Source organism: Streptomyces sp. 6N223 (genome assembly GCF_052246635.1).
Lineage (GTDB): Bacteria > Actinomycetota > Actinomycetes > Streptomycetales > Streptomycetaceae > Streptomyces.
This window is the reverse complement of sequence record NZ_JBQQCA010000013.1, coordinates 88,404-111,557: the sequence shown is the minus strand read 5'-3', so window position 1 is coordinate 111,557 and position 23,154 is coordinate 88,404. Positions and strand designations below refer to the sequence as shown.

At 72.1% G+C, this 23,154-nt stretch carries 23 protein-coding genes; 2 read left to right on the top strand and 21 right to left on the bottom strand.

Features of this window, described 5'->3' with window-relative positions; translation table 11 throughout:
- The first annotated feature begins 17 nt into the window (after nucleotides 1-17).
- Both ACTWQH_RS11310 and ACTWQH_RS11305 read left to right on the top strand, forming a co-directional pair.
- Complete coding sequence (locus ACTWQH_RS11310) at nucleotides 18-1,214, top strand: sensor histidine kinase (protein ID WP_443286306.1); 1,197 nt, start codon at nucleotides 18-20, stop codon at nucleotides 1,212-1,214.
- Nucleotides 1,211-1,879: a response regulator gene (locus ACTWQH_RS11305; protein ID WP_443286305.1), complete on the top strand. Its 669-nt coding sequence runs from the start codon at nucleotides 1,211-1,213 to the stop codon at nucleotides 1,877-1,879. Before ACTWQH_RS11310 ends, ACTWQH_RS11305 begins: the two co-directional genes overlap by 4 nt.
- Nucleotides 1,880-1,897: 18 nt before the next feature.
- Here the strand turns inward: ACTWQH_RS11305 and ACTWQH_RS11300 are convergent, their stop codons facing one another.
- The 21 genes from ACTWQH_RS11300 to ACTWQH_RS11200 form a co-directional block, all read right to left on the bottom strand.
- Nucleotides 1,898-2,344: a DUF2550 domain-containing protein gene (locus tag ACTWQH_RS11300; RefSeq protein ID WP_443286304.1), complete on the bottom strand. Its 447-nt coding sequence runs from the start codon at nucleotides 2,342-2,344 to the stop codon at nucleotides 1,898-1,900.
- Nucleotides 2,345-2,458: 114 nt separating this feature from the next.
- Nucleotides 2,459-2,848: a F0F1 ATP synthase subunit epsilon gene (locus tag ACTWQH_RS11295; protein WP_443286303.1), complete on the bottom strand. Its 390-nt coding sequence runs from the start codon at nucleotides 2,846-2,848 to the stop codon at nucleotides 2,459-2,461.
- A 108-nt stretch (nucleotides 2,849-2,956) separates the two neighbouring features.
- On the bottom strand, nucleotides 2,957-4,411 hold the full coding sequence (atpD, locus tag ACTWQH_RS11290; protein WP_443286302.1) for a F0F1 ATP synthase subunit beta: 1,455 nt from the start codon (nucleotides 4,409-4,411) through the stop codon (nucleotides 2,957-2,959).
- 2 nt (nucleotides 4,412-4,413) lie between these two features.
- A complete protein-coding gene (locus ACTWQH_RS11285; protein WP_443286301.1) occupies nucleotides 4,414-5,343 on the bottom strand; it encodes a F0F1 ATP synthase subunit gamma in 930 nt (309 codons plus the stop codon).
- Nucleotides 5,344-5,346: 3 nt separating this feature from the next.
- The gene (gene atpA / locus ACTWQH_RS11280) at nucleotides 5,347-6,918 is read right to left on the bottom strand and encodes a F0F1 ATP synthase subunit alpha (protein WP_443286300.1); all 1,572 of its coding nucleotides are present in this window, start codon (nucleotides 6,916-6,918) and stop codon (nucleotides 5,347-5,349) included.
- Between the two features lie 90 nt (nucleotides 6,919-7,008).
- Entirely contained in the window at nucleotides 7,009-7,842 is an 834-nt protein-coding gene (locus tag ACTWQH_RS11275; RefSeq protein WP_443286299.1) for a F0F1 ATP synthase subunit delta, read from the bottom strand.
- On the bottom strand, nucleotides 7,839-8,384 hold the full coding sequence (locus ACTWQH_RS11270; protein ID WP_443286298.1) for a F0F1 ATP synthase subunit B: 546 nt from the start codon (nucleotides 8,382-8,384) through the stop codon (nucleotides 7,839-7,841). Before ACTWQH_RS11270 ends, ACTWQH_RS11275 begins: the two co-directional genes overlap by 4 nt.
- A 37-nt stretch (nucleotides 8,385-8,421) precedes the next feature.
- Nucleotides 8,422-8,661, bottom strand: coding sequence for an ATP synthase F0 subunit C (atpE, locus tag ACTWQH_RS11265; RefSeq protein WP_443286297.1), 240 nt, complete (start codon nucleotides 8,659-8,661; stop codon nucleotides 8,422-8,424).
- 106 nt (nucleotides 8,662-8,767) lie between these two features.
- The gene (gene atpB / locus ACTWQH_RS11260; RefSeq protein WP_443286296.1) at nucleotides 8,768-9,580 is read right to left on the bottom strand and encodes a F0F1 ATP synthase subunit A; all 813 of its coding nucleotides are present in this window, start codon (nucleotides 9,578-9,580) and stop codon (nucleotides 8,768-8,770) included.
- Nucleotides 9,581-9,811: 231 nt separating this feature from the next.
- Nucleotides 9,812-10,249: a hypothetical protein gene (locus tag ACTWQH_RS11255; protein WP_443286295.1), complete on the bottom strand. Its 438-nt coding sequence runs from the start codon at nucleotides 10,247-10,249 to the stop codon at nucleotides 9,812-9,814.
- A gap of 208 nt (nucleotides 10,250-10,457) precedes the next feature.
- Nucleotides 10,458-11,816: an MraY family glycosyltransferase gene (locus ACTWQH_RS11250; RefSeq protein WP_443286294.1), complete on the bottom strand. Its 1,359-nt coding sequence runs from the start codon at nucleotides 11,814-11,816 to the stop codon at nucleotides 10,458-10,460.
- Between the two features lie 169 nt (nucleotides 11,817-11,985).
- Nucleotides 11,986-12,660: an arsenate reductase/protein-tyrosine-phosphatase family protein gene (locus tag ACTWQH_RS11245; RefSeq protein WP_443286293.1), complete on the bottom strand. Its 675-nt coding sequence runs from the start codon at nucleotides 12,658-12,660 to the stop codon at nucleotides 11,986-11,988.
- 20 nt (nucleotides 12,661-12,680) lie between these two features.
- Nucleotides 12,681-13,328: an L-threonylcarbamoyladenylate synthase gene (locus tag ACTWQH_RS11240; RefSeq protein WP_443286292.1), complete on the bottom strand. Its 648-nt coding sequence runs from the start codon at nucleotides 13,326-13,328 to the stop codon at nucleotides 12,681-12,683.
- 66 nt (nucleotides 13,329-13,394) lie between these two features.
- Nucleotides 13,395-14,291: a peptide chain release factor N(5)-glutamine methyltransferase gene (gene prmC, locus ACTWQH_RS11235; protein ID WP_443286323.1), complete on the bottom strand. Its 897-nt coding sequence runs from the start codon at nucleotides 14,289-14,291 to the stop codon at nucleotides 13,395-13,397.
- 31 nt (nucleotides 14,292-14,322) lie between these two features.
- Nucleotides 14,323-15,393, bottom strand: a complete 1,071-nt coding sequence (prfA, locus tag ACTWQH_RS11230) for a peptide chain release factor 1 (RefSeq protein WP_443286291.1) — start codon at nucleotides 15,391-15,393, stop codon at nucleotides 14,323-14,325.
- 111 nt (nucleotides 15,394-15,504) lie between these two features.
- Nucleotides 15,505-15,729 (bottom strand): 50S ribosomal protein L31, encoded by a 225-nt coding sequence (gene rpmE / locus ACTWQH_RS11225; protein WP_347585111.1) that lies wholly within the window; start codon nucleotides 15,727-15,729, stop codon nucleotides 15,505-15,507.
- 125 nt (nucleotides 15,730-15,854) lie between these two features.
- Complete coding sequence (locus ACTWQH_RS11220; protein WP_443286290.1) at nucleotides 15,855-16,961, bottom strand: LCP family protein; 1,107 nt, start codon at nucleotides 16,959-16,961, stop codon at nucleotides 15,855-15,857.
- Between the two features lie 136 nt (nucleotides 16,962-17,097).
- Nucleotides 17,098-19,059: a transcription termination factor Rho gene (rho, locus tag ACTWQH_RS11215; RefSeq protein ID WP_443286289.1), complete on the bottom strand. Its 1,962-nt coding sequence runs from the start codon at nucleotides 19,057-19,059 to the stop codon at nucleotides 17,098-17,100.
- Nucleotides 19,060-19,519: 460 nt separating this feature from the next.
- On the bottom strand, nucleotides 19,520-20,461 hold the full coding sequence (gene thrB / locus ACTWQH_RS11210; RefSeq protein WP_443286288.1) for a homoserine kinase: 942 nt from the start codon (nucleotides 20,459-20,461) through the stop codon (nucleotides 19,520-19,522).
- A gap of 233 nt (nucleotides 20,462-20,694) precedes the next feature.
- Entirely contained in the window at nucleotides 20,695-21,768 is a 1,074-nt protein-coding gene (gene thrC / locus ACTWQH_RS11205) for a threonine synthase (RefSeq protein WP_443286287.1), read from the bottom strand.
- Between the two features lie 29 nt (nucleotides 21,769-21,797).
- Complete coding sequence (locus tag ACTWQH_RS11200) at nucleotides 21,798-23,090, bottom strand: homoserine dehydrogenase (RefSeq protein WP_443286322.1); 1,293 nt, start codon at nucleotides 23,088-23,090, stop codon at nucleotides 21,798-21,800.
- Nucleotides 23,091-23,154 lie beyond the last annotated feature (64 nt).

Below are 23,154 nucleotides of genomic sequence, written 5' to 3'. Positions count from 1 at the left end.
CGTGCTGAGATGGACCCATGCCCCGCCTGCCCCGACCACACCGCCACGACGTCTGGATCGCGGCGGCGGGCCTCACCGGCGGCCTGGTCGGCATCGCCTTCGACCTGCACGTCTTCACGTACGCCGACTCCAGCCCCCTGATGCTCGTCGGGCTGCTCGCGATGTGCGGCGCCGAGTTGCTGCGCCGCACCGCCCAGCCCTGGGTACTGCTGCCGGGCCTGGCCGCCCTCCTCGCCGACAGCCTGACGGGCGGGCTGCTCGCCGTCGTGGTCATGTACACCGACCTGGTCTACGCGGCCGTGCTCTACGGCTCCGCCCGCTCCTCCCAGGTGGTGCTGCGGGCCAGCACGTGGGTCACCGTGGTGGCGACCCTGCTGGCCATCGCCGTGTGGCGGCAGCCCGCGGCGCTGATGATCGGCGCGGCCCTCGCCGCCGGGCTGGCCAGCCCGGCCTGGACCGCGATGATGATCCGCGACCACCGCGAGGCCGCCGCGGCCGAGCGGCTGCGCGCGGAGCAGACCGCGCTGCTGGCCGAGAGGGACCGCGTCCAGGCGGTGAACGCCGAGCGCGCCCGCATGGCGCGCGAGCTGCACGACCTGGTGGCGGGCCACCTCTCCGCCATCGCCATCCACTCCACCGCCGCGCTGTCCCTCGACGAGCCGGGCGCCGCCCGCACCGCGCTCGGCGTCATCCGCGAGAACAGCACCCAGGGCCTGGCCGAGATGCGCCGCCTGATCGGCCTGCTGCGCGACTCCGGTGCCGAGGGCGGCCAGGAGAAGGTGGAGGCGACCCCGAGCCTGGACGGCGTGGAGGCGCTGCTCGTCCGCGCCGAGCGCTCCGGCGCCTCCGGCCAGCTCCGCTTCACCCGCCGCGACCACCGCGACGGGCGGTCCCGCCCGCCCGCCCCGGTCGAGCTGGCCGCGTACCGCATCGTGCAGGAGTCGCTGACCAACGCCGTGAAGCACGCCGCGCCCGGCGAGGTCGCCGTCGACCTGCGCCAGGATAAGAGGAGCCTCGTCGTGACCGTCACCAGCCCGTACGACCACCGCGCCGCCGCCCGCGCGCCCGGCTCCGGGGCCGGCCTCGTCGGGATGCGGGAGCGCGTGGAGCTGCTCCGGGGCTCCTTCGCCGCCGGGGTGGCGGACGGCCCGGACGGCGCCCCGGTGTGGCGGGTGCGGGCCGAGCTGCCGGTGGCGGGGGTGTCGCGGACGTGACGGCGGAGACGATCCGGGTCGTGGTGGCCGAGGACCAGGCCGCGGTGCGGCAGGGCCTGGTGCTCATCCTGCGCAGCGCGCCGGACATCGAGGTGGTCGGCGAGGCGGCCGACGGCGAGGAGGCGGTGCGGCTCGCGCGCGAGCTGCGGCCGGGGCTGGTGCTGATGGACGTGCAGATGCCCCGGCTCGACGGGATCTCCGCGACCCGCCTCATCGCGGGCGAGGGCCTGGCGGACGTGCTGGTGCTGACCACCTTCGACTTCGACGAGTACGTCTTCGGCGCGCTGCGGGCCGGGGCGGCCGGATTCCTGCTGAAGGACAGCGACGCCGCCGCCCTCCTCGGCGCGGTCCGCACCGTGGCGGCGGGCGACGGCCTGATCGCCCCCGCCGTGACCCGCCGCCTCATCTCGGCGTTCGTCCGCTCCTCCCCCACGGAGCCCAGCCCAACGCCGGACCCGGCGCGGGTGGCGGCCCTCACCCCGCGCGAGCGCCAGGTGCTGGCCGAGGTCGGCGCGGGGCTGTCCAACGCGGAGATCGCCGCGCGGCTGAACATGGCGGAGGCGACGGTGAAGACGCACGTCAGCAGGATGCTGCACAAGCTCGGGCTGCGCAGCCGCGTCCAGGCGGCGGTGCTGGCCCAGGAGCTGAAGGCCGGGGGCACCTAGCCCGGCGCCCCGCCCCCGCTAGGCCACGTTGACGCGCTGGCCGGGGGGCGCGGCCTCCAGCCACGCCAGGAAGCCCGTGAGCGCGTCCTCGCTCATCGCCAGCTCCACGTCCTGCCCCTCGTGCCGGCAGTTCAGGACCAGCGCCCCCGGCAGCAGCGCCAGCTCCTCGTCCCCCTGCGGTCGCCGCCGCTCCCGCACCTGGATGAGGTCCCGCCGCAGCGTGCGCCGCGGGCGCGGGGCGTAGGAGAAGACCCGGAACCACTCCACGTTGTCGCCGTTGTAGCGGGCCACGCCGAAGAGCCAGCCCTTGCCGGGGGACTGCCCGGCGCGCGGCGCGGTGAAGCGGGCGCTGCAGTCGAAGGTGCCGCCCAAGCGCTGGATCAGCCGCCGCCGCACGGCGAAGACGAGCAGGCCCAGCGCGGCGAGCGCGAGCACCGCACCAGCCACGAGCAGTGCGAGGACCATATCGACCGACCTCCTCGCCTTGTGCCTCGTGGTGCGTGTCCCGGTGTACCCCGCCGGAGTTTCCCGATATCGACCGTCTCGTTTGCTAAGCCCTGATATGCCCTAGTGTGCGCCTCAGCGTTCCGCCGTCGCAGCAGTCAGCCGGACCGAGGCCCGGCGTTCGGCGGCCGCGTCCGCATCCGCCTTCGCCTGCTCCAGGGCTCGCTCCGCGCGCTCGACGTCGATCTCGTCGGCCAGTTCCGCGATCTCCGCGAGCAGCGACAGCTTACCGTCCGTGTACGAGACGAACCCACCGTGCACGGCGGCGACGACCGTGCCACCGGCGCCGCCCTCCTCGCCCACGGTCCGGATCGTCACGGGGCCCGACTGCAGCACGCTGAGGAGCGGCTGGTGGCCGGGCATGATGCCGATGTCGCCGGCGGCGGTGCGCGCCAGGACCAGGCTGGCCTTGCCGGCCCACACCTTGCGGTCGGCGGCGACCAACTCCACGTTCAGCTCAGCCACGGTTGCTCCCCATCTCTGTCATCCGTGTCAACGAAGAATAGTTCCCGTGTGCGCGGTGCCGGGACGGGGGTTGACTTCCCCGCCCCGGCACCAACTCGCGTCGTGCGATCAGGAGACGCCCAGCTTCTTGGCCTTGGCCTTCAGGTCGTCGAGGCCGCCGCACATGAAGAACGCCTGCTCCGGGTAGTGGTCGAAGTCGCCGTCCGCGATGGCGTTGAACGCCGAGATCGACTCGTCCAGCGGCACGTCCGAGCCGTCCAGGCCGGTGAACTGCTTGGCCGCGTGCGTGTTCTGCGACAGGAAGCGCTCGATGCGCCGCGCCCGCTGGACGGTGAGCTTGTCCTCCTCGCTCAGCTCGTCGATGCCGAGGATCGCGATGATGTCCTGGAGGTCCTTGTACTTCTGCAGGATCCCCTTGACGCGCGAGGCGCAGTCGTAGTGGTCCTGCGAGATGTAGCGCGGGTCCAGGATGCGGGAGGTGGAGTCCAGCGGGTCCACCGCCGGGTAGATGCCCTTCTCGGAGATGGGCCGCGAGAGCACCGTGGTGGCGTCCAGGTGGGCGAAGGTCGTGGCCGGCGCCGGGTCGGTCAGGTCGTCGGCGGGCACGTAGATGGCCTGCATCGAGGTGATGGAGTGGCCGCGGGTGGAGGTGATGCGCTCCTGCAGCACGCCCATCTCGTCGGCGAGGTTCGGCTGGTACCCCACGGCCGAGGGCATGCGGCCCAGCAGCGTGGAGACCTCGGAGCCGGCCTGGGTGAAGCGGAAGATGTTGTCGATGAAGAACAGCACGTCCTGCTTCTGCACGTCGCGGAAGTACTCCGCCATGGTCAGGCCGGCCAGCGCGACCCGCAGGCGGGTGCCCGGCGGCTCGTCCATCTGGCCGAAGACGAGCGCGGTCTGCGGCAGCACGCCCGACTCGTCCATCTCCGCGATCAGGTCGTTGCCCTCGCGGGTGCGCTCGCCGACGCCCGCGAAGACGGAGACGCCCTCGTGCAGCTTGGCGACGCGCATGATCATTTCCTGGATCAGCACGGTCTTGCCCACGCCCGCGCCGCCGAACAGGCCGATCTTGCCGCCCTTGACGTACGGGGTGAGCAGGTCGATGACCTTCAGGCCGGTCTCGAACATCTCGGTCTTCGACTCGAGCTGGTCGAAGTCCGGCGCCTTGCGGTGGATCTCCCACCGCTCGGAGATCTCCGACTCGGCCTCGGGCTCGTTGAGGATGTTCCCCAGCACGTTGAAGACGCGGCCCTTGGTCACGTCGCCGACCGGCACGGAGACGCCCTTGCCGGTGTCGGTCACCGGGGACTGGCGCACCAGGCCGTCGTTGGGGGCCAGCGCGATGGTGCGCACCAGGCCCTCGCCGAGGTGCTGCGCGACCTCCAGCGTCAGCGACTTGGTCTGGCCCGGGTTGGCCGGGTCGGCGATGGCGACGGTCAGCGCGTTGTAGATCTCGGGCATGGTGTCGACGGGGAACTCCACGTCGACGACCGGGCCGATCACGCGGGCGACGCGGCCCGTGGCTGCGGCCTTGGTGCCGGCCGCCTCAGCTGCAGTAGTCATGGTTATCGCTCACTCCCGGCGGTGGCGTCGGCCAGAGCGTTGGCGCCACCGACGATCTCGCTGATTTCCTGGGTGATGTCGGCCTGTCGGGCCTGGTTGGCAAGCCGCGTGAGCGACCTGATGAGCTCCTCGGCGTTGTCCGTCGCCGACTTCATGGCCCGGCGGCGGGCGGCGTGCTCGGAGGCGGCGGACTGGAGCAGGGCGTTGTAGATGCGGCTCTCGACGTACCGCGGCAGCAGCGCGTCGAGCACCTGTTCCGGAGAGGGCTCGAAGTCGTACAGCGCGTGCGGCTCACCGGCACGCTGGAAGGCCTCGGCGGACTCCTCGGCGGTCGAGGCGAGGGTCAGGGGCAGCATCCGCCGCTCCACCGGTGTCTGCGTCATCATCGACACGAACTCGGTGTAGGCGATGTGAAGCTCGTCCACGCCGCCCTCGTCGGTGTCCCGCTCCATGGCCTCGATCAGCGGCGCCGCCACCGCCTTGGCGTCGGCGTACGTCGGGCTGTCGGTGAAGCCGGTCCAGGACTGGGTCACCGGCCGCTCGCGGAAGGCGTAGTACGCCACGCCCTTGCGGCCCACGATGTAGGTGTCGACCTCCTTGCCCTCCGCGATCAGCTCGCCGGTGAGGTTCTCGCCGGCCTTGAGGGCGTTCGCGGAGTACCCGCCGGCCAGGCCGCGGTCGCTGGTGACGACCAGCACGGCGGCCCGTCGGGCGGGGTCGGCCTCGGTGGTGAGGGGGTGCTTGACCTCGGAGCCCTGGGCCACCGCGCTCACGGCGGCCGTCAGCTCGTCGGCGTACGGAGTGGAGGCCGCCACCTTGCGCTGAGCCTTGATGATGCGCGAGGCGGCGATCATCTCCATCGCCCGCGTGATCTTCTTGGTGGCGGTGACGGACTTGATGCGGCGCTTGTAGACGCGAAGCTGGGCGCCCATGGATCAGCCCTCGCCCAGCAGCTTGCCGTCCGAGGTCTCGAACTGCTGCTTGAACTTGGTGACCGCGCCGCGCACGGCCTCGACGGTGTCGTCGGACATCTTGCCACCCTCGCGGATGGCGGTCATGAGGTCCTTGTGCTCGCGGCCGAGGTAGTCCAGCAGCTCCCGCTCGAAGCGGCGGACGTCGCCGACCGGGATGTCGTCCATCAGGCCGTTGGTGCCGGCCCAGACCGAGACCACGATGTTCTCGGTGGTGAAGGGGCTGTACTGCTCCTGCTTGAGCAGCTCCACCATGCGCTGGCCGCGCGCCAGGGCCGCCTTGGACGCCGCGTCGAGGTCGGAGCCGAACGCCGCGAAGGCCTCCAGCTCGCGGTACTGCGCCAGGTCCACGCGGAGCGAGCCGGTGATCTGCCGGATGGCCCGGTGCTGGGCGGCGCCGCCGACCCGGGAGACCGAGAGGCCGACGTTCAGCGCCGGGCGCTGGCCGGCGTTGAACAGGTCGGACTCCAGGAAGCACTGGCCGTCGGTGATGGAGATCACGTTGGTCGGGATGTACGCCGAGACGTCGTTGGCCTTGGTCTCGATGATCGGCAGGCCGGTCATGGAGCCGGCGCCCATGTCGTCCGACAGCTTGGCGCAGCGCTCCAGGAGGCGGGAGTGGAGGTAGAAGACGTCGCCGGGGTAGGCCTCGCGGCCCGGCGGGCGGCGCAGCAGCAGCGACACGGCGCGGTAGGCCTCGGCCTGCTTCGACAGGTCGTCGAAGATGATCAGCACGTGCTTGCCGTCGTACATCCAGTGCTGGCCGATGGCCGAGCCGGTGTAGGGGGCGATGTACTTGTAGCCGGCCGGGTCGGAGGCCGGGGCGGCGACGATGGTGGTGTACTCCAGGGCGCCGGCCTCCTCGAGGGCACCGCGCACCGAGGCGATGGTCGAGCCCTTCTGGCCGACGGCGACGTAGATGCAGCGGACCTGGCGGCTCGGGTCGCCGGAGCGCCAGTTGTCCCGCTGGTTGATGATCGTGTCCACCGCGAGGGCGGTCTTGCCGGTCTGCCGGTCGCCGATGATCAGCTGACGCTGGCCGCGGCCGATCGGGGTCATGGTGTCCACGGCCTTGTAGCCGGTCTCCATCGGCTCGTGCACCGACTTGCGCTGCATCACCGAGGGGGCCTGGAGCTCCAGCGCGCGGCGGCCGGTGGTCTCGATCTCGCCGAGGCCGTCGATCGCGTTGCCCAGCGGGTCCACGACCCTGCCGAGGTAGCCGTCGCCGATGCCGACGGAGAGCACCTCGCCGGTGCGCTTGACCGACTGGCCCTCCTCGATGCCGCTGAACTCGCCGAGGATGACGACGCCGATCTCCCGCTCCTCCAGGTTGAGGGCGAGGCCGAGGGTGCCGTCCTCGAACTCCAGCAGCTCGTTCGCCATGGCCGAGGGCAGCCCCTCGACCTTCGCGATGCCGTCGCCGGCAACGCTGACCGTCCCGACCTCTTCGCGCGAGGCCGCGTCCGGCGTGTACGTCTGGACGAAGTTCTCCAGCGCGTCCCGGATCTCATCCGGCCGGATCGTGAGCTCCGCCATCTGGATTCCCTGCTCTCCTTGTTGGGACCGTAATGTCTGGGTACGGCCCAACTCGGGCCGCTGACTGTCTTCTGAGTTGGGTTGTGGCCGTCAGTCGAGCCGCCGGTCCACCGCGTCGAGCCGGCCGGCGACGGTGCCCTCGATGACCTCGTCCCCGATCCGCACCGAGATCCCGCCGAGGACATTCGGGTCCACGTCGAGATTCAGGCGGATCTCCCGGCCGTACAGCCTGGCCAGCGCCGCGCCGAGGCGCCGCTGCTGGGTGTCGCTGAGCGGCACCGCCGTGGTGACCACCGCGACGGAACGGTTGCGGCGCTCGGCGGCCAGCTTGCTCAGATCCTCCAGGCCACCTTCCAGGCTACGGCCCCGCGGCCGTTCCACCAGTCTGGCGACGAGCCGCTCGGTGACCGGCTGCGCACGCCCGCCGAGGAGGCGGCGTACCAGGGCCACCTTGGCCTCCCGGTGGGCGGTGCTCGCGACGCGGCCGGCGAGGGTGGTGCGCAGCTCGGGCGAGGAGACGACGATCCGGCCGAACCGGAACAGCTCGTCCTCGACGGTGTCGAGCACCCCGTCCCGCTCGGCGCCGATGAGGTCGGCCAGGTCCGCCAGCTCCTCCACGGCGTCCACCAGGTCGCGCGAGGCGGACCAGCGGGCGCGGACCATGCCGGAGACGAGGTCCACCACCTCGCCGCCGACCTGGTCGCCCAGCAGCCGGCCCACGAGCTCGGCCTTGGGCTCCCCCGGCTGGCTCGGGTCGGTCAGCACCCGGCGCAGCGCGGTCTCGCGGTCGAGCAACGCCGTGACGCCTGCGAGCTGCTCGGCGAGCACGGTGACGTCGAGATAGGAGGTGCTGTCCACCAGCACGCTCAGCCGCTCCCGGGCGGCGGCGCGCGCCTCCCGGCTGGCGATGCCGCCGGCCGTCACCGCGCCGCCTCTGCGGCCGTGGCCCGCTCCTCAAGCTCGTCGAGGAAGCGGTCGATCACGCGGGACTGCCGGGCGTGGTCCTCCAGGGACTCGCCGACGAGCCGCCCGGCCAGCTCGGTGGCGAGCCGGCCGATGTCCCGGCGCAGCGTCTCGGCGACCTGGCGGCGTTCGGCCTCGATCTGGGCGTGGGCGGCGGTGACGATGTCCTCCCGCTGCCGCTGGCCCTCCTCGCGCATCTCGGCGATGAGCGCGGCGCCCTGCTCGCGGGCCTCCTCGCGCAGCCGTGCCGCCTCGTGACGGGCCTCGGCCAGGCGTTCCTTGTACTCCTCCAGCGTCTGGCGGGCCTCGGCCTGCGCGGCCTCGGCCTTCTCCATGCCGCCCTCGATGGCGGCCCGTCGCTCCTCCAGCGCCTTGTTGATCGTGGGGAGCAGCTTCTTGTGGAAGAAGAGGTAGATGATGCCTAGGCAGAGCAGACCGATGACGATCTCGGGCCACTCCGGCAGCAACGGGTTCTGCGGCTCTTCCGCCGCGAGATGGAACATGGGGTGCCTCCTTCCGTCCGAGTCGGCGGGTCTGTCGTCAGGAGGTGGGGTACACGAACGGCGCGACGAAGCCGATCAGTGCCAGCGCCTCGACCAGGGCGAAGCCCAGGAACATGTTCTGCCGGATCAGGCCGGTCGCCTCGGGCTGACGGGCCATGGCCTGCACACCGCTACCGAAGATGTAGCCGACGCCGATGCCGGGGCCGATGGCGGCCAGGCCGTAGCCGATGGAACCGAGGTTGCCCATGATTTCGGTGGCGGCGAGGGTCTCAAGCATGGTGGTGGGTTTCCTTATCTCGGTTGGCCGGTGGACGTGGGTTTCGGGCCACCGGTCGTCTTTCGGGGGTGGAACGGTCTGCGGGGGCGGTCCGTGGGCGGTGCCGTCAGTGCGGCTCCTCCAGCGCGCCCGAGATGTAGGTGGCGGTCAGCACGACGAACACGTAGGCCTGCAGCGCCTGCACGAACATCTCGAACGCCGTGAGGATCAGCGTCACGGTGAGCGAGGTGATCGAGAAGAAGGAGCCGACGACCGAGCCGAGCGTGTACCAGGAGCCGATCAGGAAGACGAGGATCAGCACGTGCCCGGCGAACATGTTGCCGAAGAGCCGGATGGCGAGGGTGAACGGCCGGATGAAGACGTTCGACAGGAACTCGATCGGGGTCAGCAGGAAGTAGATCCACTTGGGCAGACCGCTGGGCACGCACAGGTTTCTGATGCCACCGACGAAGCCGTTGGTCTTGAAGGTGAGGGTCATGTACGTGACCCAGACGACCAGCGCCAGGGCGATGGGATAGCCGATGATCGAGCTGGCCGGGATCTGCGCGAAGGGCACGATGGCCCAGACGTTCAGCATCCAGACGAGGAAGAAGAGGGAGACCAGCAGCGGCACGTACGGCTCGCCCTTCTTCCCCATCACTTCGCGGGCGATGCCGCGCCGCACGAAGTCGTAGAGCACCTCGCCGACCATCTGGACCTTGCCGGGCACGACCCTCGCGCGGCCGAAGGCGATCCAGAAGAAGCTGAGGATGGTGACGGTGCTCAGCAGCGCCAGCAGCATCGGCTTGTCGAAGTCGACTGGGCCGACGGAGAAGATCGGCTCGAACTCGAACGACCACAGCGTGGGCCCGGGGTAGCCGCAGTCATGGAGCAGATGACAGTCGGTCTCAAAGGCGAGCGTCTGGTCGTCATTCACCATGGGCTCCCTCGGCGTGACGCATGAATACGGCAACCTCGCGTGTCGGCGTGGCGGCGAACGCCACGGAGCGGCACTGGACAGGGTGAGTGGAAACGGAACCGGTCGGCGCTGGCGCGGCGCGCGTGGGACCGCCGTTCGCGGCTCTCGGCGACGGACGATAGCAGCCCACCACAGCCCGCCGAACCTCGCCCCCGGCGATCACGCCGGGGGCACGAGCCGTGCGGACAGGGCTCATGGGGTGCCGTCCTGGGCGGTGGTCGCGGATGGGGCGCTCGGCTCGGGCTCGACGTACGGGGCCTTGAGGGTCAGGCTCGCCCTGGTCTGGCCCACGAGCCAGGCGACGGCCGCGGCAAGCACGCCCGCGCCGAAGGCGCGGCCGTTGAGGAAGGAGGCGTCGCGCAGCAGGAGCAGCAGGACCAGCAGCAGGCCGATCTGCGTGGTGTAGACCAGGAAGCCGATGCCGAGGAAGAGCTCGGGCCAGCGGCGGCTCGTCCGCATCAGGGCGAGCTGGCCGAGGCCGAAGAAGGCGATCGCGAGCACCGCGCCGAGAGCGACGCCCACCGCGCCGTCCGCCCCCGCCGCCACCGCACCGATGACGACGGCGAGCGCACCAGCCGCGGCAGCGAAGATCGCGGCGCCTCGGATGATCCGGGCGTCGTGTGACTGCATGTACAGATCTCCGGCGGGCTTGGGGACGTGTCGTCGTTGACGATTGAAGATGTCGTTCGGCGCTGGGGGCACAGCGCCGGAGTACGTGAACGCTATCACAAACTATTTGATGAGGTCTTTACCCAGTTCGTGTGCAGGACCTCACACCTGCGGGGTAATCCGCGTGTCGCCTGGCTGACGCCCGGGTGGCGGCATGCTAGGGCCCGCGTCACGAGCGGCTGTCGATCTTCCGGCGCGACGTGAAGCGGCGCCGCTCCCCCACCGCCGTGGCGCCGCGGAGCTCGGCGAGCGTGGGGCCGGGCCTCGGCGTTCCGTTCACCGCCGGCCCGTCGGCGTTGCGCGCCGCGTCCGGAGGTGCGACGGCGGGCTGGGCGGGCCGGGCGGCGGCCCGGCGCGTACGCCGGTACCGCGGCGGCAGCAGCCGCTCGGCCCAGGCCAGGCCCTGGGTGCTGATGGCGGGCAGCAGCAGGATGACCAGGCCCACCGCGCTGAGCGCCACGATCACCGGCACGACCCAGGCGGCGGAGCTGGCGGACTGCACGGAGTACCCGACGACGCCGAAGGAGATCAGCGCCGACCAGAAGTACATGATCATCACGGCGCGGCTCTGCGAGTGCCCGATCTCCAGCAGCCGGTGGTGGAGGTGGCCGCGGTCGGCGGAGAAGGGCGAGCGGCCGTTCCAGGTGCGGCGCACGATCGCCATCACCAGGTCGACGAAGGGCACCGCGATGATGGTCACCGGCAGCAGCAGCGGGATGAAGACCGGCACGGACTGGAGCACCGTCTCCCGCTCGGAGCCGGCGAGCCCCATGACCAGGTCGGGGTCCACCTGGCCGGTGATGGAGACCATGCCGGCGGCGAGCACCAGGCCGAGCAGCATCGACCCGGAGTCGCCCATGAAGATCCGGGCGGGCGGCAGGTTGTGCGGCAGGAAGCCCAGGCACATGCCCACCAGCACGGCGGCGAAGAGGGTGGCGGGCGCGGCGGCCTCGATGCCGTACCCATACCAGAAGCGGTAGGCGTAGAGGAAGAACGCGCAGGCCGCGATGCCGACCATGCCGGCCGCGAGGCCGTCGAGGCCGTCGACGAAGTTCACGGCGTTGATGGTGATGACCACGATCGCGACCGTGAGCAGCGTGCCCTGGAGCGGGGTGAGGGCGACCATGCCGACCGTCGGGATCGGCAGCCACAGGATGGTCAGGCCCTGGAGCACCATCAGGCCGGCGGCGACCATCTGCAGGCCCAGCTTGACGAGGGCGTCCAACTCCCACTTGTCGTCCAGCACGCCGATCAGCCAGATCAGCAGGGCCGCCGTCAGCAGCGCCCTCGGCTCGTCGGAGAGCTTGAACACCTCGCCGATGTTGGTGAGTTGGGAGGCGACCAGCAGCCCGGCGCACAGCCCGCCGAACATCGCGATGCCGCCCAGGCGCGGGGTCGGCTCGGTGTGCACGTCGCGGTCCCGGATCGGCGGCATCGCGCCGACGGCGATGGCGAACTTCCGTACGGGGCCCGTCAGCAGATAGGTGACGGCCGCCGCGACGCAGAGCGTCAGTAGGTATTCGCGCACAAGCTGCCCCAGTGGTCTCGCTGGTCTACCGCGCAACACCTTCTCATGCCGCTTCCCATGCCTGCGCCCCCCTCGGCGGTCAACGGCTGTCTCTTCAGACTAGATCAGTGACTAGAGCAGAAGGAGATCAGAACGAGATAAGAACGAGGTCACAGGAGACGCGCCGCCGCTACGGGTTCTTCACACGTCCGCGACGGGCCGGTACGCCGGTGAGCGCGGTGATCACCGGGTCCAGGGCGTTGCGGATCTCCTCGCCGATGCTGCGGAAGTACGGGATCGGCGAGCCGTAGGGGTCGGGCACCTCGTCCGCCTCGGCGCTGGGGGCCGTCAGCCAGCCGCGCAGCGCCGCGGCGGCGCGGGCCAGCGCGCGGGCGCGTTCGACCAGCGCCTCCGGCGAGGTGGCGTCCGGGAGCGTGGTGGCGTCGATGGCCCGCACCAGGCGGGTGAACTCCTTCAGCGTGAAGGTGCGCAGGCCCGCGGAGTGGCCCATGGAGATGACCTGCGCGCGGTGGTCGCGGGTCGCGGTCAGCACCAGATCGGCCTGGATGACGTGCTCGTCCAGCAGCTCCCGGCCGTGGAAGCCGCCGGGGTCGGCGCCGTACTCGGCCAGCACCTGCGCGGCGTGCGCCTCCATGGGCGCGCCCTCGTGCCCCCAGGTGCCGGCGCTCTCCACCACCAGGCCGGGGACGCCCGGGGCGCCGGGGATCTGCCCGCCCAGGCGTTCGACCAGCCCCAGCCGGGTCAGCCGCTCGGTGATGGGCGAGCGGCAGACGTTCCCCGTACTGACGTACAGGATCCGGAACTCGCGGGGCGGCGAGTCGGGGATCACTGACATCGCCGACATCGCCGGTATCAGTGGACGTATCAACGGGCGATCTCCAGATCGGGCACGACCTTGCGCAGTTCCTCCTCGCTGATCGCGCCGGCGCGCAGCAGCACCGGAACCTTGCCGGTGACGTCGACGATCGAGGAGGGCACCGTGTCGGGCGTGGCCCCGCCGTCGAGGTAGACGGCGACGGCGTCGCCGAGCATCTCCTGGGCGGCGTCGCAGTCCTGGGGCGCCGGGTGGCCGGTGAGGTTGGCGCTGGAGACGGCCATCGGGCCGAAGTCCTTCAGCAGTTCCAGGGCGACGGGGTGCAGCGGCATGCGGATCGCGGCCGTGCCGTGGGTCTCGCCGAGGTCCCAGGTCAGGGAGGGCTGGTGCCGGGCGACGATGGTCAGCGCGCCGGGCCAGAAGGCGTCCACCAGCTCCCACGCCTTCTCCGAGAAGTCGGTGACCAGGCCGTGCAGGGTGTTGGGCGAGCCGACCAGAACCGGGGAGGGCATGCCCCGGCCGCGGCCCTTGGCCTCCAGCAGGTCGCCGACGGCGGTGCTGTTGAACGCGTCGGCGCCCACGCCGTAGACGGTGTCGGTGGGCAGCACGACGAGGTCGCCGCGCCTGACCGCCCTGGCTGCCTCCAGCAGGCCGTTCTTGCGGGACCTCTCCTGGGTGCAGTCGTAACGCCGTGCCATGGTTGAACGTCTCCTCCTGCGCGCATGCGCTCTCACGCGGTCCGTCAACGCCGTGAGCCGGGGCCGTCAGCGAGCGACCCGCCGGGCGGTGGCGAAACGGGGTCGGTTGTTGAGGTCGGGGTGGTCGGCGGCGTCGGCCCAGCCCCGGTCCTCGGTGAAGATCCAGGGCACCTGGCCGCCCTGGGTGTCGGCGTGCTCGATCACCACCACGCCGCCGTGCCGCAGCAGCCGGTGCGCGGTCCGCTCCAGGCCGCGGATCATCTCCAGGCCGTCCTCGCCGGAGAAGAGCGCGAGCTGCGGGTCGTGGTCGCGCGCCTCGGGGGCCACGTGCTCCCACTCGCCGAGGGGGATGTACGGCGGGTTGGAGATCACCAGGTCGACCTGCCCGCCCAGCTCGGGCAGGGCGGTGCGGGCGTCGCCGTGGTGCAGGATCACGCGGGTGCCCTCGGCGTTCTCGCGCGCCCACTTAAGGGCCCGCTCGTCCAGCTCGACGGCGTGGACCGTGGCCCTGGGCACCTCCTGGGCGAGGGCGAGCGCGATGGCGCCCGAGCCGGTGCACAGGTCGACGATGAGCGGCTCGGCGACGTCCATCGCGCGGACCGCGTCTATCGCCCAGCCCACCACCGACTCCGTCTCCGGTCGGGGGACGAAGACGCCGGGGCCGACGCGCAGTTCCAAGTAGCGGAAGAAGGCGCGGCCGGTGATGTGCTGCAGCGGCTCGCGGGCCTCCCGGCGGGCGACGACCTCCCAGTAGCGGGCGTCGAAGTCGGCGTCGGCGACGGTGTGCAACCGGGTGCGGTCGGTGCCGTGGACGTACGCCGCGAGCTCCTCGGCGTCGAAGCGGGGCGAGGGCACCCCGGCGTCGGCCAGGCGCTGGGTGGCCCGCGCCACCTCGGCCAGCAGCAGCGAACGCGGCCGCCGGGAGGGCGGGGCGGGCTCGGGAGGCTCAGACCGGGATGACACAGTCACGTGGCCCACCTTACGGCTCCCGCGCTCAGCCCGCCGCAGCGAGCCGTGCGGCCGAATCGGCGTCCAGGCAGGCCTGGATGACGGCGTCGAGGTCGCCGTCGAGCACCTGGTCGAGGTTGTACGCCTTGAAGCCGACGCGGTGGTCGGAGATGCGGTTCTCGGGGAAGTTGTAGGTCCGTACGCGCTCGGAGCGGTCCACGGTGCGGACCTGGCTGCGGCGGGCGTCGGACGCCTCGCGGTCGGCCTCCTCCTGGGCGGCGGCCAGCAGGCGGGCGCGCAGGATGCGCAGCGCCTGCTCCTTGTTCTGGAGCTGGCTCTTCTCGTTCTGGCAGGAGACGACGATGCCGGTGGGGAGGTGGGTGATGCGCACGGCGGAGTCGGTGGTGTTGACCGACTGGCCGCCGGGGCCCGAGGAGCGGTAGACGTCGACGCGCAGGTCGGCGGCGTTGATCTCGACCTCGACGTCCTCGGCCTCCGGCATGACCAGCACGCCGGCGGCGGAGGTGTGGATGCGGCCCTGGGACTCGGTGGCGGGGACGCGCTGCACGCGGTGCACGCCGCCCTCGAACTTCAGGCGCGCCCACACGCCCTGCCCGGGCGCGGGGGTGCCGCGTGTCTTGACGGCGACGGAGACGTCCTTGTAGCCGCCGAGGCCGGTCTCGTTGCCGTCGATGATCTCGGTCTGCCAGCCGAGGCGCTCGGCGTAGCGCAGGTACATGCGCAGCAGGTCGCCGGCGAAGAGCGCGGACTCCTCGCCGCCCTCGCCCGCCTTGATCTCCAGGATGACGTCCTTGTCGTCGTTGGGGTCGCGGGGCACCAGCAGCAGCCGCAGCTCGTCGGTGAGCTCCTCGCGGCGGGCGCTGAGCTCCTTGACCTCGGCGGCGAACTCCGGGTCCTCGACGGCGAGTTCGCGGGCGGCGTCGATGTCCTCGCCGCAGCGCCGCCAGGCGCGGTACGCCGTGATGACGGGCGTCAGCTCGGCGTAGCGGCGGGAGAGCCGGCGCGCGGTCGCCTGGTCGGCGTGGATGGCGGGGTCGGCCAGCCGCCGTTCGAGGTCGGCGTGCTCGCCGATGAGTTCCTCGACCGCCTCGAACATCTTCGGTGCTCCTGACAAGGGTGTGGGTGGTGGGCAGGCCGCGAGACAGCCAAAAGCGCCGGTCCGGCCCGCTCGCGGTGGAGCGGCCGGGCCCGGCGCGGTGGGTGTTCGCTACTTGCGGGACGACCCGGCGTTCTTGCCGAAGCGGGCCTCGAAGCGGGCCACGCGGCCGCCGGTGTCGAGGATCTTCTGCTTGCCGGTGTAGAAGGGGTGGCACTCCGAGCAGATGTCGGCCCGGATGCGTCCCTCGGTCACGGTGCTGCGGGTGGTGAACGACGCGCCGCAGGTGCAGCTGACCTGCGTCTCGACGTACGCCGGGTGAATGTCACGCTTCACGGTGGGTAACTCCTCGATCGCTGTGGCCGCCGGGTCGGCTACGCCGGATGCGTGCCGTGAACCGGAGCCGACGCCCCAGTGTGCCAGCACGGGGCTCTGCCTCCAAAACGGGCTGGGGCCAGGCGCTATTCCCCCAGGCCGGTCCGCTCCCCGGCGACGACCTCGCCGGGGCCGTGGCGCGCGGCGGCCGAGCCCTTGATCGCGGCCCTGGGCACGGGGTCGTCGCGCCTGAGCGCCGCCCAGACCTGGTCGGCCCGCTCGCGCAGCGGCACGACGCGGTTGGCGTCGCGCGCGTCGTAGGTGACGGGCAGGGTGACGAGCTGGAGGTCGCGGCCGTCGATGCCGCGCAGCGTGCGGGCGAGGTCGGTCAGCTTCCTCACGGAGGCGAGGTCGGAGTCGGTGGTGACGGCGGAGGTGGCGGCGTCGGCGAGGTCGTAGAGGCGGGCGGGGTTGGTGAGCAGCCCGATGCCGCCGACCTGGTCGGCCAGGGCGCGGATGAACTGGTGCTGGAGCCGGATGCGGCCCAGGTCGCTGCCGTCGCCGACGTCCTTCCGGGTGCGGACGAGGGCCAGGGCCTGCCGCCCGTCGAGGGTGTGGGTGCCGGCGGGGAGCGTCAGGTGGCTGTCGGGGTCGTCGATGGGCTCGGTGGTGGTGATCTCGACGCCGCCGAGGGTGTCGATCAGGTTCCTGAAGCCGCGGAAGTCGATCTCGACGTAGTGGTCCATGCGCACGCCGGTGACCGCCTCGACGGTGCGGACGGCGCAGGCGGGGCCGCCGACGCGGTAGGCGTCGTTGAACATGGCGCGGGCGGCGGCGGGCGCGGTGGTGCCGTCGGCGCGGCGGCAGGCGGGGCGGGTCACCAGGGTGTCGCGGGGGATGGAGACGACGGTGGCGGCGGAGCGGTCGGCGGCCAGGTGGACGATCATGGCGGTGTCGGAGCGGGCGGCGCCGCCGGTGCCCGTGCCTGCGCCTGCGCCGCCGTAGACGCCGCCGCTGCGGCCGGAGCGGGAGTCGGAGCCGAGCACGAGGATGTCGAGCGAGCCGTTGTCGGTGTCCTCGGGCCGGTCGGTGCCGAGGGCGGCGTCGATGTCCACGTGGGCGATGTTGCCGTCGAGCTCGCGGTAGAGGGCGTACGCTCCGGCGGCCGTGAGGAGCAGCGCGCCGAGCACGGCCAGCGCGGTGGCCCGCAGCAGGCGCTCGCGATGGCGAGCAATCCGGCGTATCGGGATCATTACCTCATTTTGCCCCGACCGTCGGAGTGACGCTTCCCGAGAGGCATCAAGGCCCCCGAAACGCCGAGGCGGGGATGTCCGCCGGCCACGGGTCCGGCGGACACCCCCGCTTGCTCGCGGGCGGCGACGGCGAGCGTCAGTCGCCGTTGCCGGGCGTCGGCGTGGTCTTCTGGATCTGCAGCAGGAACTCGGCGTTCGACTTCGTCTGCTTCATCTTGTCCAGCAGCAGCTCGATGGCCTGCTGCTGGTCCAGCGCGTGCAGCACCCGGCGGAGCTTCCAGACGATGGACAGCTCCTCGCTGCCCATGAGGATCTCCTCCTTGCGGGTGCTGGAGGCGTCCACGTCCACGGCCGGGAAGATCCGCTTGTCCGACAGCTTCCGGTCGAGCTTGAGCTCCATGTTGCCGGTGCCCTTGAACTCCTCGAAGATCACCTCGTCCATCCGCGAGCCGGTCTCGACCAGCGCGGTGGCGAGGATCGTCAGGGAGCCGCCGTCCTCGATGTTGCGGGCGGCGCCGAAGAACTTCTTCGGCGGGTAGAGCGCGGCGGAGTCCACACCGCCGGAGAGGATCCGGCCGGAGGCGGGCGCGGCCAGGTTGTAGGCGCGGCCCAGGCGGGTGATGGAGTCCAGCAGCACCACCACGTCGTGGCCCAGCTCCACCAGCCGCTTGGCGCGCTCGATGGCGAGCTCGGCGACGGTGGTGTGGTCCTCCGAGGGCCGGTCGAAGGTCGAGGAGATGACCTCGCCCTTCACCGAACGCTGCATGTCGGTGACCTCCTCGGGCCGTTCGTCGACGAGGACGACCATGAGGTGGCACTCGGGGTTGTTGCGGGTGATGGCGTTGGCGATGGCCTGCATGACCATGGTCTTGCCGGCCTTCGGCGGCGAGACGATCAGCCCGCGCTGGCCCTTGCCGATGGGCGAGACCAGGTCGATGATGCGCGGCGTGAGCGCGCCCGGGTCGCTCTCCAGGCGCAGCCGATCCTGCGGGTAGAGCGGGGTCAGCTTGTTGAACTCCGGGCGGCCGCGGCCGGCTTCGGGCGACATGCCGTTGACCGAGTCGAGCCGGACCAGCGCGTTGAACTTCTCGCGCCGCTCGCCGTCGCGGGGCTGCCGGACCGCGCCGGTGACGTGGTCGCCCTTGCGCAGGCCGCTCTTGCGGACCTGGGCGAGCGAGACGTACACGTCGTTGGGGCCCGGGAGGTAGCCGGAGGTGCGCACGAAGGCGTAGTTGTCGAGGATGTCGAGGATGCCGGCGACCGGGATCAGCACGTCGTCCTCGGTGATCTGCGGCTCGGCGATCTCGTCGCGGCCGCGCCGCCCGCGGCGGTCGCGGTAGCGGCCCCGGCGGCCGCGGCGGCCGCCGTCGAAGTCGTCGTCGCGGCCGCCCCGGCCGCCGCCCTGACCGCCCTGGCCCTGGCCGCCCTGGCCCTGGTTCTGGCCGCCGCCCTGGCTCTGGCCCTGGCCGCCGCCGCTCTTGCCGCCGCGGCGCTCGCGCTTGGACTGGCGGTCCGGCTGGCCGCCGTCGCCCTTGCCCTCGCCGTCGCCCTTGCCTTTGCCCTCGCCCTTGCCGGCGGTCTCCCTGGCGGCGTCCTTGCCCGCGTCCGCCCTGGCGTCGCCGGTGGGCGCCACCGGCTCGGCCGCGGGGGCCTGCGCGGACCCCTGGGGCGCGGTGTCGGCCTGGCCGGGGATCTCGATCTGCCGCGCGGCGGCCTCGTCCCCGCCCTCCCCGGTCCTGGCCCGGGAGGTCGCCCGGCGCTTGGGCTTGTCGGCCCCGCCGGCCGTCGCCTTGGCACCGCCGGACGGCGCCGCGTCCGCTTTCGCCCCCGACGGGGCACTCCCGGAGACGCCCGCCTGCTTCTCCTTGATGACCTCGATCAACTGGCTCTTGCGCATACGCGCGGTGCCCCTGATCCCAAGCCCCGAGGCGACCTGCTGCAACTCAGCCAGGACCATGCCTTCGAGGCCGGTACCGGAGCGCCGGCGCCGCGGGGCGGCGCTGGCGGCAGGAGCGTCCGTGGCAGACGCGGTGGCATCACCGGCAGTCTTGTCGGCGTTCTCGGCACTCACGCCCATCAGATCGGTGGTGTCGCTCACGAAGGGTCCTTCCCTGGAGCGGACGTCGGCCTGTCTGGCTCGGCGACCGGTCGTGCTGTCCGGCGGCGGTCCTGTGTGCGTGGACCCGCCGGTGCGGTGTTCCCGCCCGCTCTCATGCGGGACGGGAAGATCAATTCAAGGTGGTGGTGCGGGGAGTCGTGGAGGCTGACCGCGAATCGCCGCACCGGTTCCGGAGCGTGCTCGGCGCTACCAGGCAGGCTGCTCAGGCAGATGAGTGGAGGCTCCCGGAAGAAGATGACGGTCCCGAAAGGGCGGGACCCCTGCGTACCCAGTCGGAGGTCGATTCGGTACGTGCAGACTTGAGGTTAACACTACCGGATCCTGCCTTCATTCCCCCTCTCGTCGTTCGTCAGCGAACTTCCCCGGAGAGCCCTGCGCCATCCCGGCGTGCCCGGCATGCGCGCAATACCCGCCACGCCTGCCATGCCCGCCGCGCCCGTCACTGGCCGGACCCGGACCCGGCCAGCGGCAGAACCGACGCGCCCGCGAGGTCCAGCTCCAGCCGGTTGGCCGTCCAGCCGGTCCCGGCGAGCCGGGCGACCTTGTCGGCCTCCCCGTCCTCGGTCAGCGCGAGCACCGTCGGCCCCGCGCCGGAGATGACCGCGGGCACGCCGTCCGCCCGCAGCCGGCCGACCAGGTCCACGCTCTCCGGCATCGCCGGGGCCCGGTAGTCCTGGTGCAGCCGGTCCTCGGTGGCGGGCAGCAGCAGCTCGGGGCGCCTGGTCAGCGCCTCCACCAGCAGCGCCGCGCGGCCCGCGTTCGCCGCCGCGTCCGCGTGCGGCACGCTGCGCGGCAGCAGCCCGCGCGCCGTCTCCGTCGACAGCGGGCGGGAGGGCACGAAGACCACGGGCACGACGGTCGCGGCGGGCTCCAGCCTGATCGCCCGCACCGCGTCGGCCGCGCTCGGCTCCTCCCATGTCAGCGTAAAACCGCCGAGCAGGCATGCGGCAACGTTGTCCGCGTGCCCCTCCATATCAGCGGCCAGCTCCAGCAGCGCGGCGTCGTCGAGCCGGGCGTCGCCGCCGGTGGTCACCGCGCGGGCCGCCAGGATCCCCGCGCAGATCGCGGAGGCGGAGGAGCCCAGGCCCCGGCCGTGCGGAATGCGGTTGGCGCAGACGAACTCCAGGCCGCGCGGCTGGCCGCCCAGCGCGTCGAACGCCGCTCGCGCGCTCCTGACCAGCAGGTTCGTCTCGTCGCGTGGCAGGGTGTCGGCGCCCTCGCCCGCGACGTCCATGTGCAGTCCCGAGTCGGCCACCCGCACCACCACGTCGTCGTACAGGGCCAGGGCCAGACCCAGGGTGTCGAATCCGGGGCCGAGGTTGGCGCTGGTCGCGGGCGTACGCACCCGGACGGCAGCGGCGCGGAAGGCGGGATGGGCCATCGCTCGATGACTCTCCTTGTGAGTTCTGTGAAGCGTCCCCGTGCGTCGCGCGGTGTGGGGTCCCGGACTCGCGGGGCACTGACACGGCGAGCCCGCCGGGAGCCGCGGCGACACCACGGAACGAATACCAGCCTATCGAAGGAAGGTTCTGATGCGATACAGGGCGGACCGGTGTGGCCGGGTGAGTACGGATACGGGGGGATCGGACGGGGTCTGGCGTCGCCGGGCGGGGGTCAGGCCAGGCCGAGCCGCTCCGCGGCGGCGTCGGCGTCCACCGGCACCGTCACCGGGCGGGGCGCGCCGGCGACGGCCCAGTCGGGATCCTTCAGCCCGTTCCCCGTGACCGTGCAGACGACGCGCTGGCCGGGGTCGAGCTGGCCCTGCTCGGCCGCCTTGAGCAGCCCGGCCACCGAGGCGGCCGAGGCGGGCTCGACGAAGACGCCCTCGCGGGCGGCCAGCAGCCGGTAGCACGCCAGGATCTGACGGTCGGTCACCTCGTCGATGAGGCCGCCGGACTCGTCCCGGGCGCGCTCGGCCGGGGCCCAGGAGGCGGGGTTGCCGATGCGGATGGCGGTGGCGATGGTGGACGGGTCCTTCACCGGCTCGCCGCGCACGATCGGCGCAGCGCCCGACGCCTGGTACCCCCACATGCGCGGGGTGTGGGTCGCCGGGCCGTCGGCGGCGTACTCCTGGTACCCCCGCCAGTACGCCGTGATGTTGCCGGCGTTCCCCACCGGGAGCACGTGGATGTCGGGGGCGTCCCCGAGCATGTCGACGACCTCGAAGGCCGCGGTCTTCTGGCCCTCGATGCGGGAGGGGTTCACCGAGTTCACCAGGGCGACCGGGTACTTCTCGGCGAGCTGGCGGGCGAGCGTGAGGCAGTCGTCGAAGTTCCCGTCGACCTGGAGGATGCGGGAGCCGTGGACGAGCGCCTGCCCCATCTTGCCCAGGGCGATCTTGCCCTGCGGGACCAGCACCGCGCAGACCATGCCCGCGCGCACGGCGTACGCCGCGGCCGAGGCGGAGGTGTTGCCCGTCGAGGCGCAGATGACGGCGCGCGCGCCCTCCTGCCTGGCCCGGGAGATCGCCACCGTCATGCCACGGTCCTTGAAGGATCCGGTGGGGTTGGCGCCCTCGACCTTGAGATGAACCTCACATCCGGTGCGCTCGGAGAGCTCCTGCGCGGGCACCAGCGGCGTGCCGCCCTCGCGCAGCGTCACCACGGGGGTGTCCTCGGTGACCGGGAGGCGGTCGCGGTACTCCTCGATGACCCCGCGCCACTGGTGGCTGGTGCGTGCTGCGTCCATGATGACCACGATCCCTCTCGATTCCCTTCCTACTCCCCCTCGACCCGCATGATGCTCGCGACGCCGTGCACCGTGTCGAGGCGCCGCAGCGCGCCGACGGTCGCGGCGAGGGCGGCGTCGGGGGCCCGGTGGGTGACGACGACGAGCGACGCCTCGCCATCCTTGCCGGACTGGCGCACGCTGTCGATCGACACCCCGTGGTCGGCGAAGACCGTGGCGCACTGGGCCAGCACGCCCGGCTTGTCGACCACGTCGAGGCTGATGTGGTACCGCGTGACGACCTCGCCCATGGGGCTGACCCGGAGCCGGGCGTACGCCGACTCGCCCGGGCCCTGGGAGCCGCTGCGCTTGTTGCGGCTGGCGGCGACCAGGTCGCCCAGCACCGCCGAGGCGGTGGGGACACCGCCCGCGCCGGGGCCGTAGAACATCAGCCGGCCGGCGGCCTCGGCCTCGACGAAGACCGCGTTGTACGCCTCGCGCACCGAGGCCAGGGGGTGGCTCCGCGGGATCATCGCCGGGTGGACGCGAGCCGTCACCGACCGGCCGTCCGCGGCCCGCTCGCAGATGGCCAGCAGCTTCACCGTGCGCCCCATGTCGCGGGCGCAGGCGATGTCGGCGGCGGTGATCTCGGTGATGCCCTCGCGGTGCACCTCCTCCAGGCGCACCCGGGTGTGGAAGGCGATGCCGGCGAGGATGGCGGCCTTGGCGGCGGCGTCGAAGCCCTCCACGTCGGCGGTGGGGTCGGCCTCGGCGTATCCCAGGGCGGTCGCCTCGCGCAGCGCCTCGCCATACCCGGCGCCGGTCGACTCCATCCGGTCGAGGATGAAGTTAGTCGTGCCGTTGACGATGCCGAGGACGCGGTTGACCTTGTCGCCGGCCAGGGACTCGCGCAGCGGGCGCAGCAGCGGGATGGCCCCGGCGACGGCCGCCTCGTAGTAGAGGTCGGCGCCGTGTTTCTCGGCGGCGGCGTAGAGCGTGGGGCCTTCCTCGGCCAGCAGCGCCTTGTTCGCGGTGACCACGCTGGCGCCGGATTCGAGGGCGGCGTTGATCAGGGTGCGGGCTGGCTCGATCCCGCCGATCAGCTCGACGACCACGTCGATGTCGCCGCGCGTGACGAGGCCGGCGGCGTCGGTGGTGACCAGGGTGGGGTCGATGCCCTCGCGGAGCTTGTCGGGGCGGCGCACGGCCACGCCGGCGAGGCGGAGCGGGGCGCCGATGCGGGCGGCGAGGTCGTCGGCGTGCGTCGTCATCAGGCGGACCACCTGCGAGCCGACCACGCCACAGCCCAGCACCGCAACCTGCAACGGACGCGCACTCACCACCATCCCACCTCGCCTTTCCGAATCCTCACCGGCCGGTCTCAAGTCTCACGCACGCGCGGCGGGC

What these genes read in the sequence shown, in the direction of transcription:
- ACTWQH_RS11310 (WP_443286306.1), top strand. Translation starts at nt 18, where the DNA reads ATGCCCCGCCTGCCCCGACCACACCGCCACGACGTCTGGATCGCGGCG.
- ACTWQH_RS11300 (WP_443286304.1), bottom strand. Translation starts at nt 2,344, where the DNA reads ATGGTCCTCGCACTGCTCGTGGCTGGTGCGGTGCTCGCGCTCGCCGCG.
- atpD (WP_443286302.1), bottom strand. Translation starts at nt 4,411, where the DNA reads ATGACTACTGCAGCTGAGGCGGCCGGCACCAAGGCCGCAGCCACGGGC.
- ACTWQH_RS11285 (WP_443286301.1), bottom strand. Translation starts at nt 5,343, where the DNA reads ATGGGCGCCCAGCTTCGCGTCTACAAGCGCCGCATCAAGTCCGTCACC.
- atpA (WP_443286300.1), bottom strand. Translation starts at nt 6,918, where the DNA reads ATGGCGGAGCTCACGATCCGGCCGGATGAGATCCGGGACGCGCTGGAG.
- ACTWQH_RS11270 (WP_443286298.1), bottom strand. Translation starts at nt 8,384, where the DNA reads ATGTTCCATCTCGCGGCGGAAGAGCCGCAGAACCCGTTGCTGCCGGAG.
- atpE (WP_443286297.1), bottom strand. Translation starts at nt 8,661, where the DNA reads ATGCTTGAGACCCTCGCCGCCACCGAAATCATGGGCAACCTCGGTTCC.
- atpB (WP_443286296.1), bottom strand. Translation starts at nt 9,580, where the DNA reads ATGGTGAATGACGACCAGACGCTCGCCTTTGAGACCGACTGTCATCTG.
- ACTWQH_RS11255 (WP_443286295.1), bottom strand. Translation starts at nt 10,249, where the DNA reads ATGCAGTCACACGACGCCCGGATCATCCGAGGCGCCGCGATCTTCGCT.
- ACTWQH_RS11245 (WP_443286293.1), bottom strand. Translation starts at nt 12,660, where the DNA reads ATGTCGGCGATGTCAGTGATCCCCGACTCGCCGCCCCGCGAGTTCCGG.
- ACTWQH_RS11240 (WP_443286292.1), bottom strand. Translation starts at nt 13,328, where the DNA reads ATGGCACGGCGTTACGACTGCACCCAGGAGAGGTCCCGCAAGAACGGC.
- prfA (WP_443286291.1), bottom strand. Translation starts at nt 15,393, where the DNA reads ATGTTCGAGGCGGTCGAGGAACTCATCGGCGAGCACGCCGACCTCGAA.
- ACTWQH_RS11220 (WP_443286290.1), bottom strand. Translation starts at nt 16,961, where the DNA reads ATGATCCCGATACGCCGGATTGCTCGCCATCGCGAGCGCCTGCTGCGG.
- thrB (WP_443286288.1), bottom strand. Translation starts at nt 20,461, where the DNA reads ATGGCCCATCCCGCCTTCCGCGCCGCTGCCGTCCGGGTGCGTACGCCC.
- thrC (WP_443286287.1), bottom strand. Translation starts at nt 21,768, where the DNA reads ATGGACGCAGCACGCACCAGCCACCAGTGGCGCGGGGTCATCGAGGAG.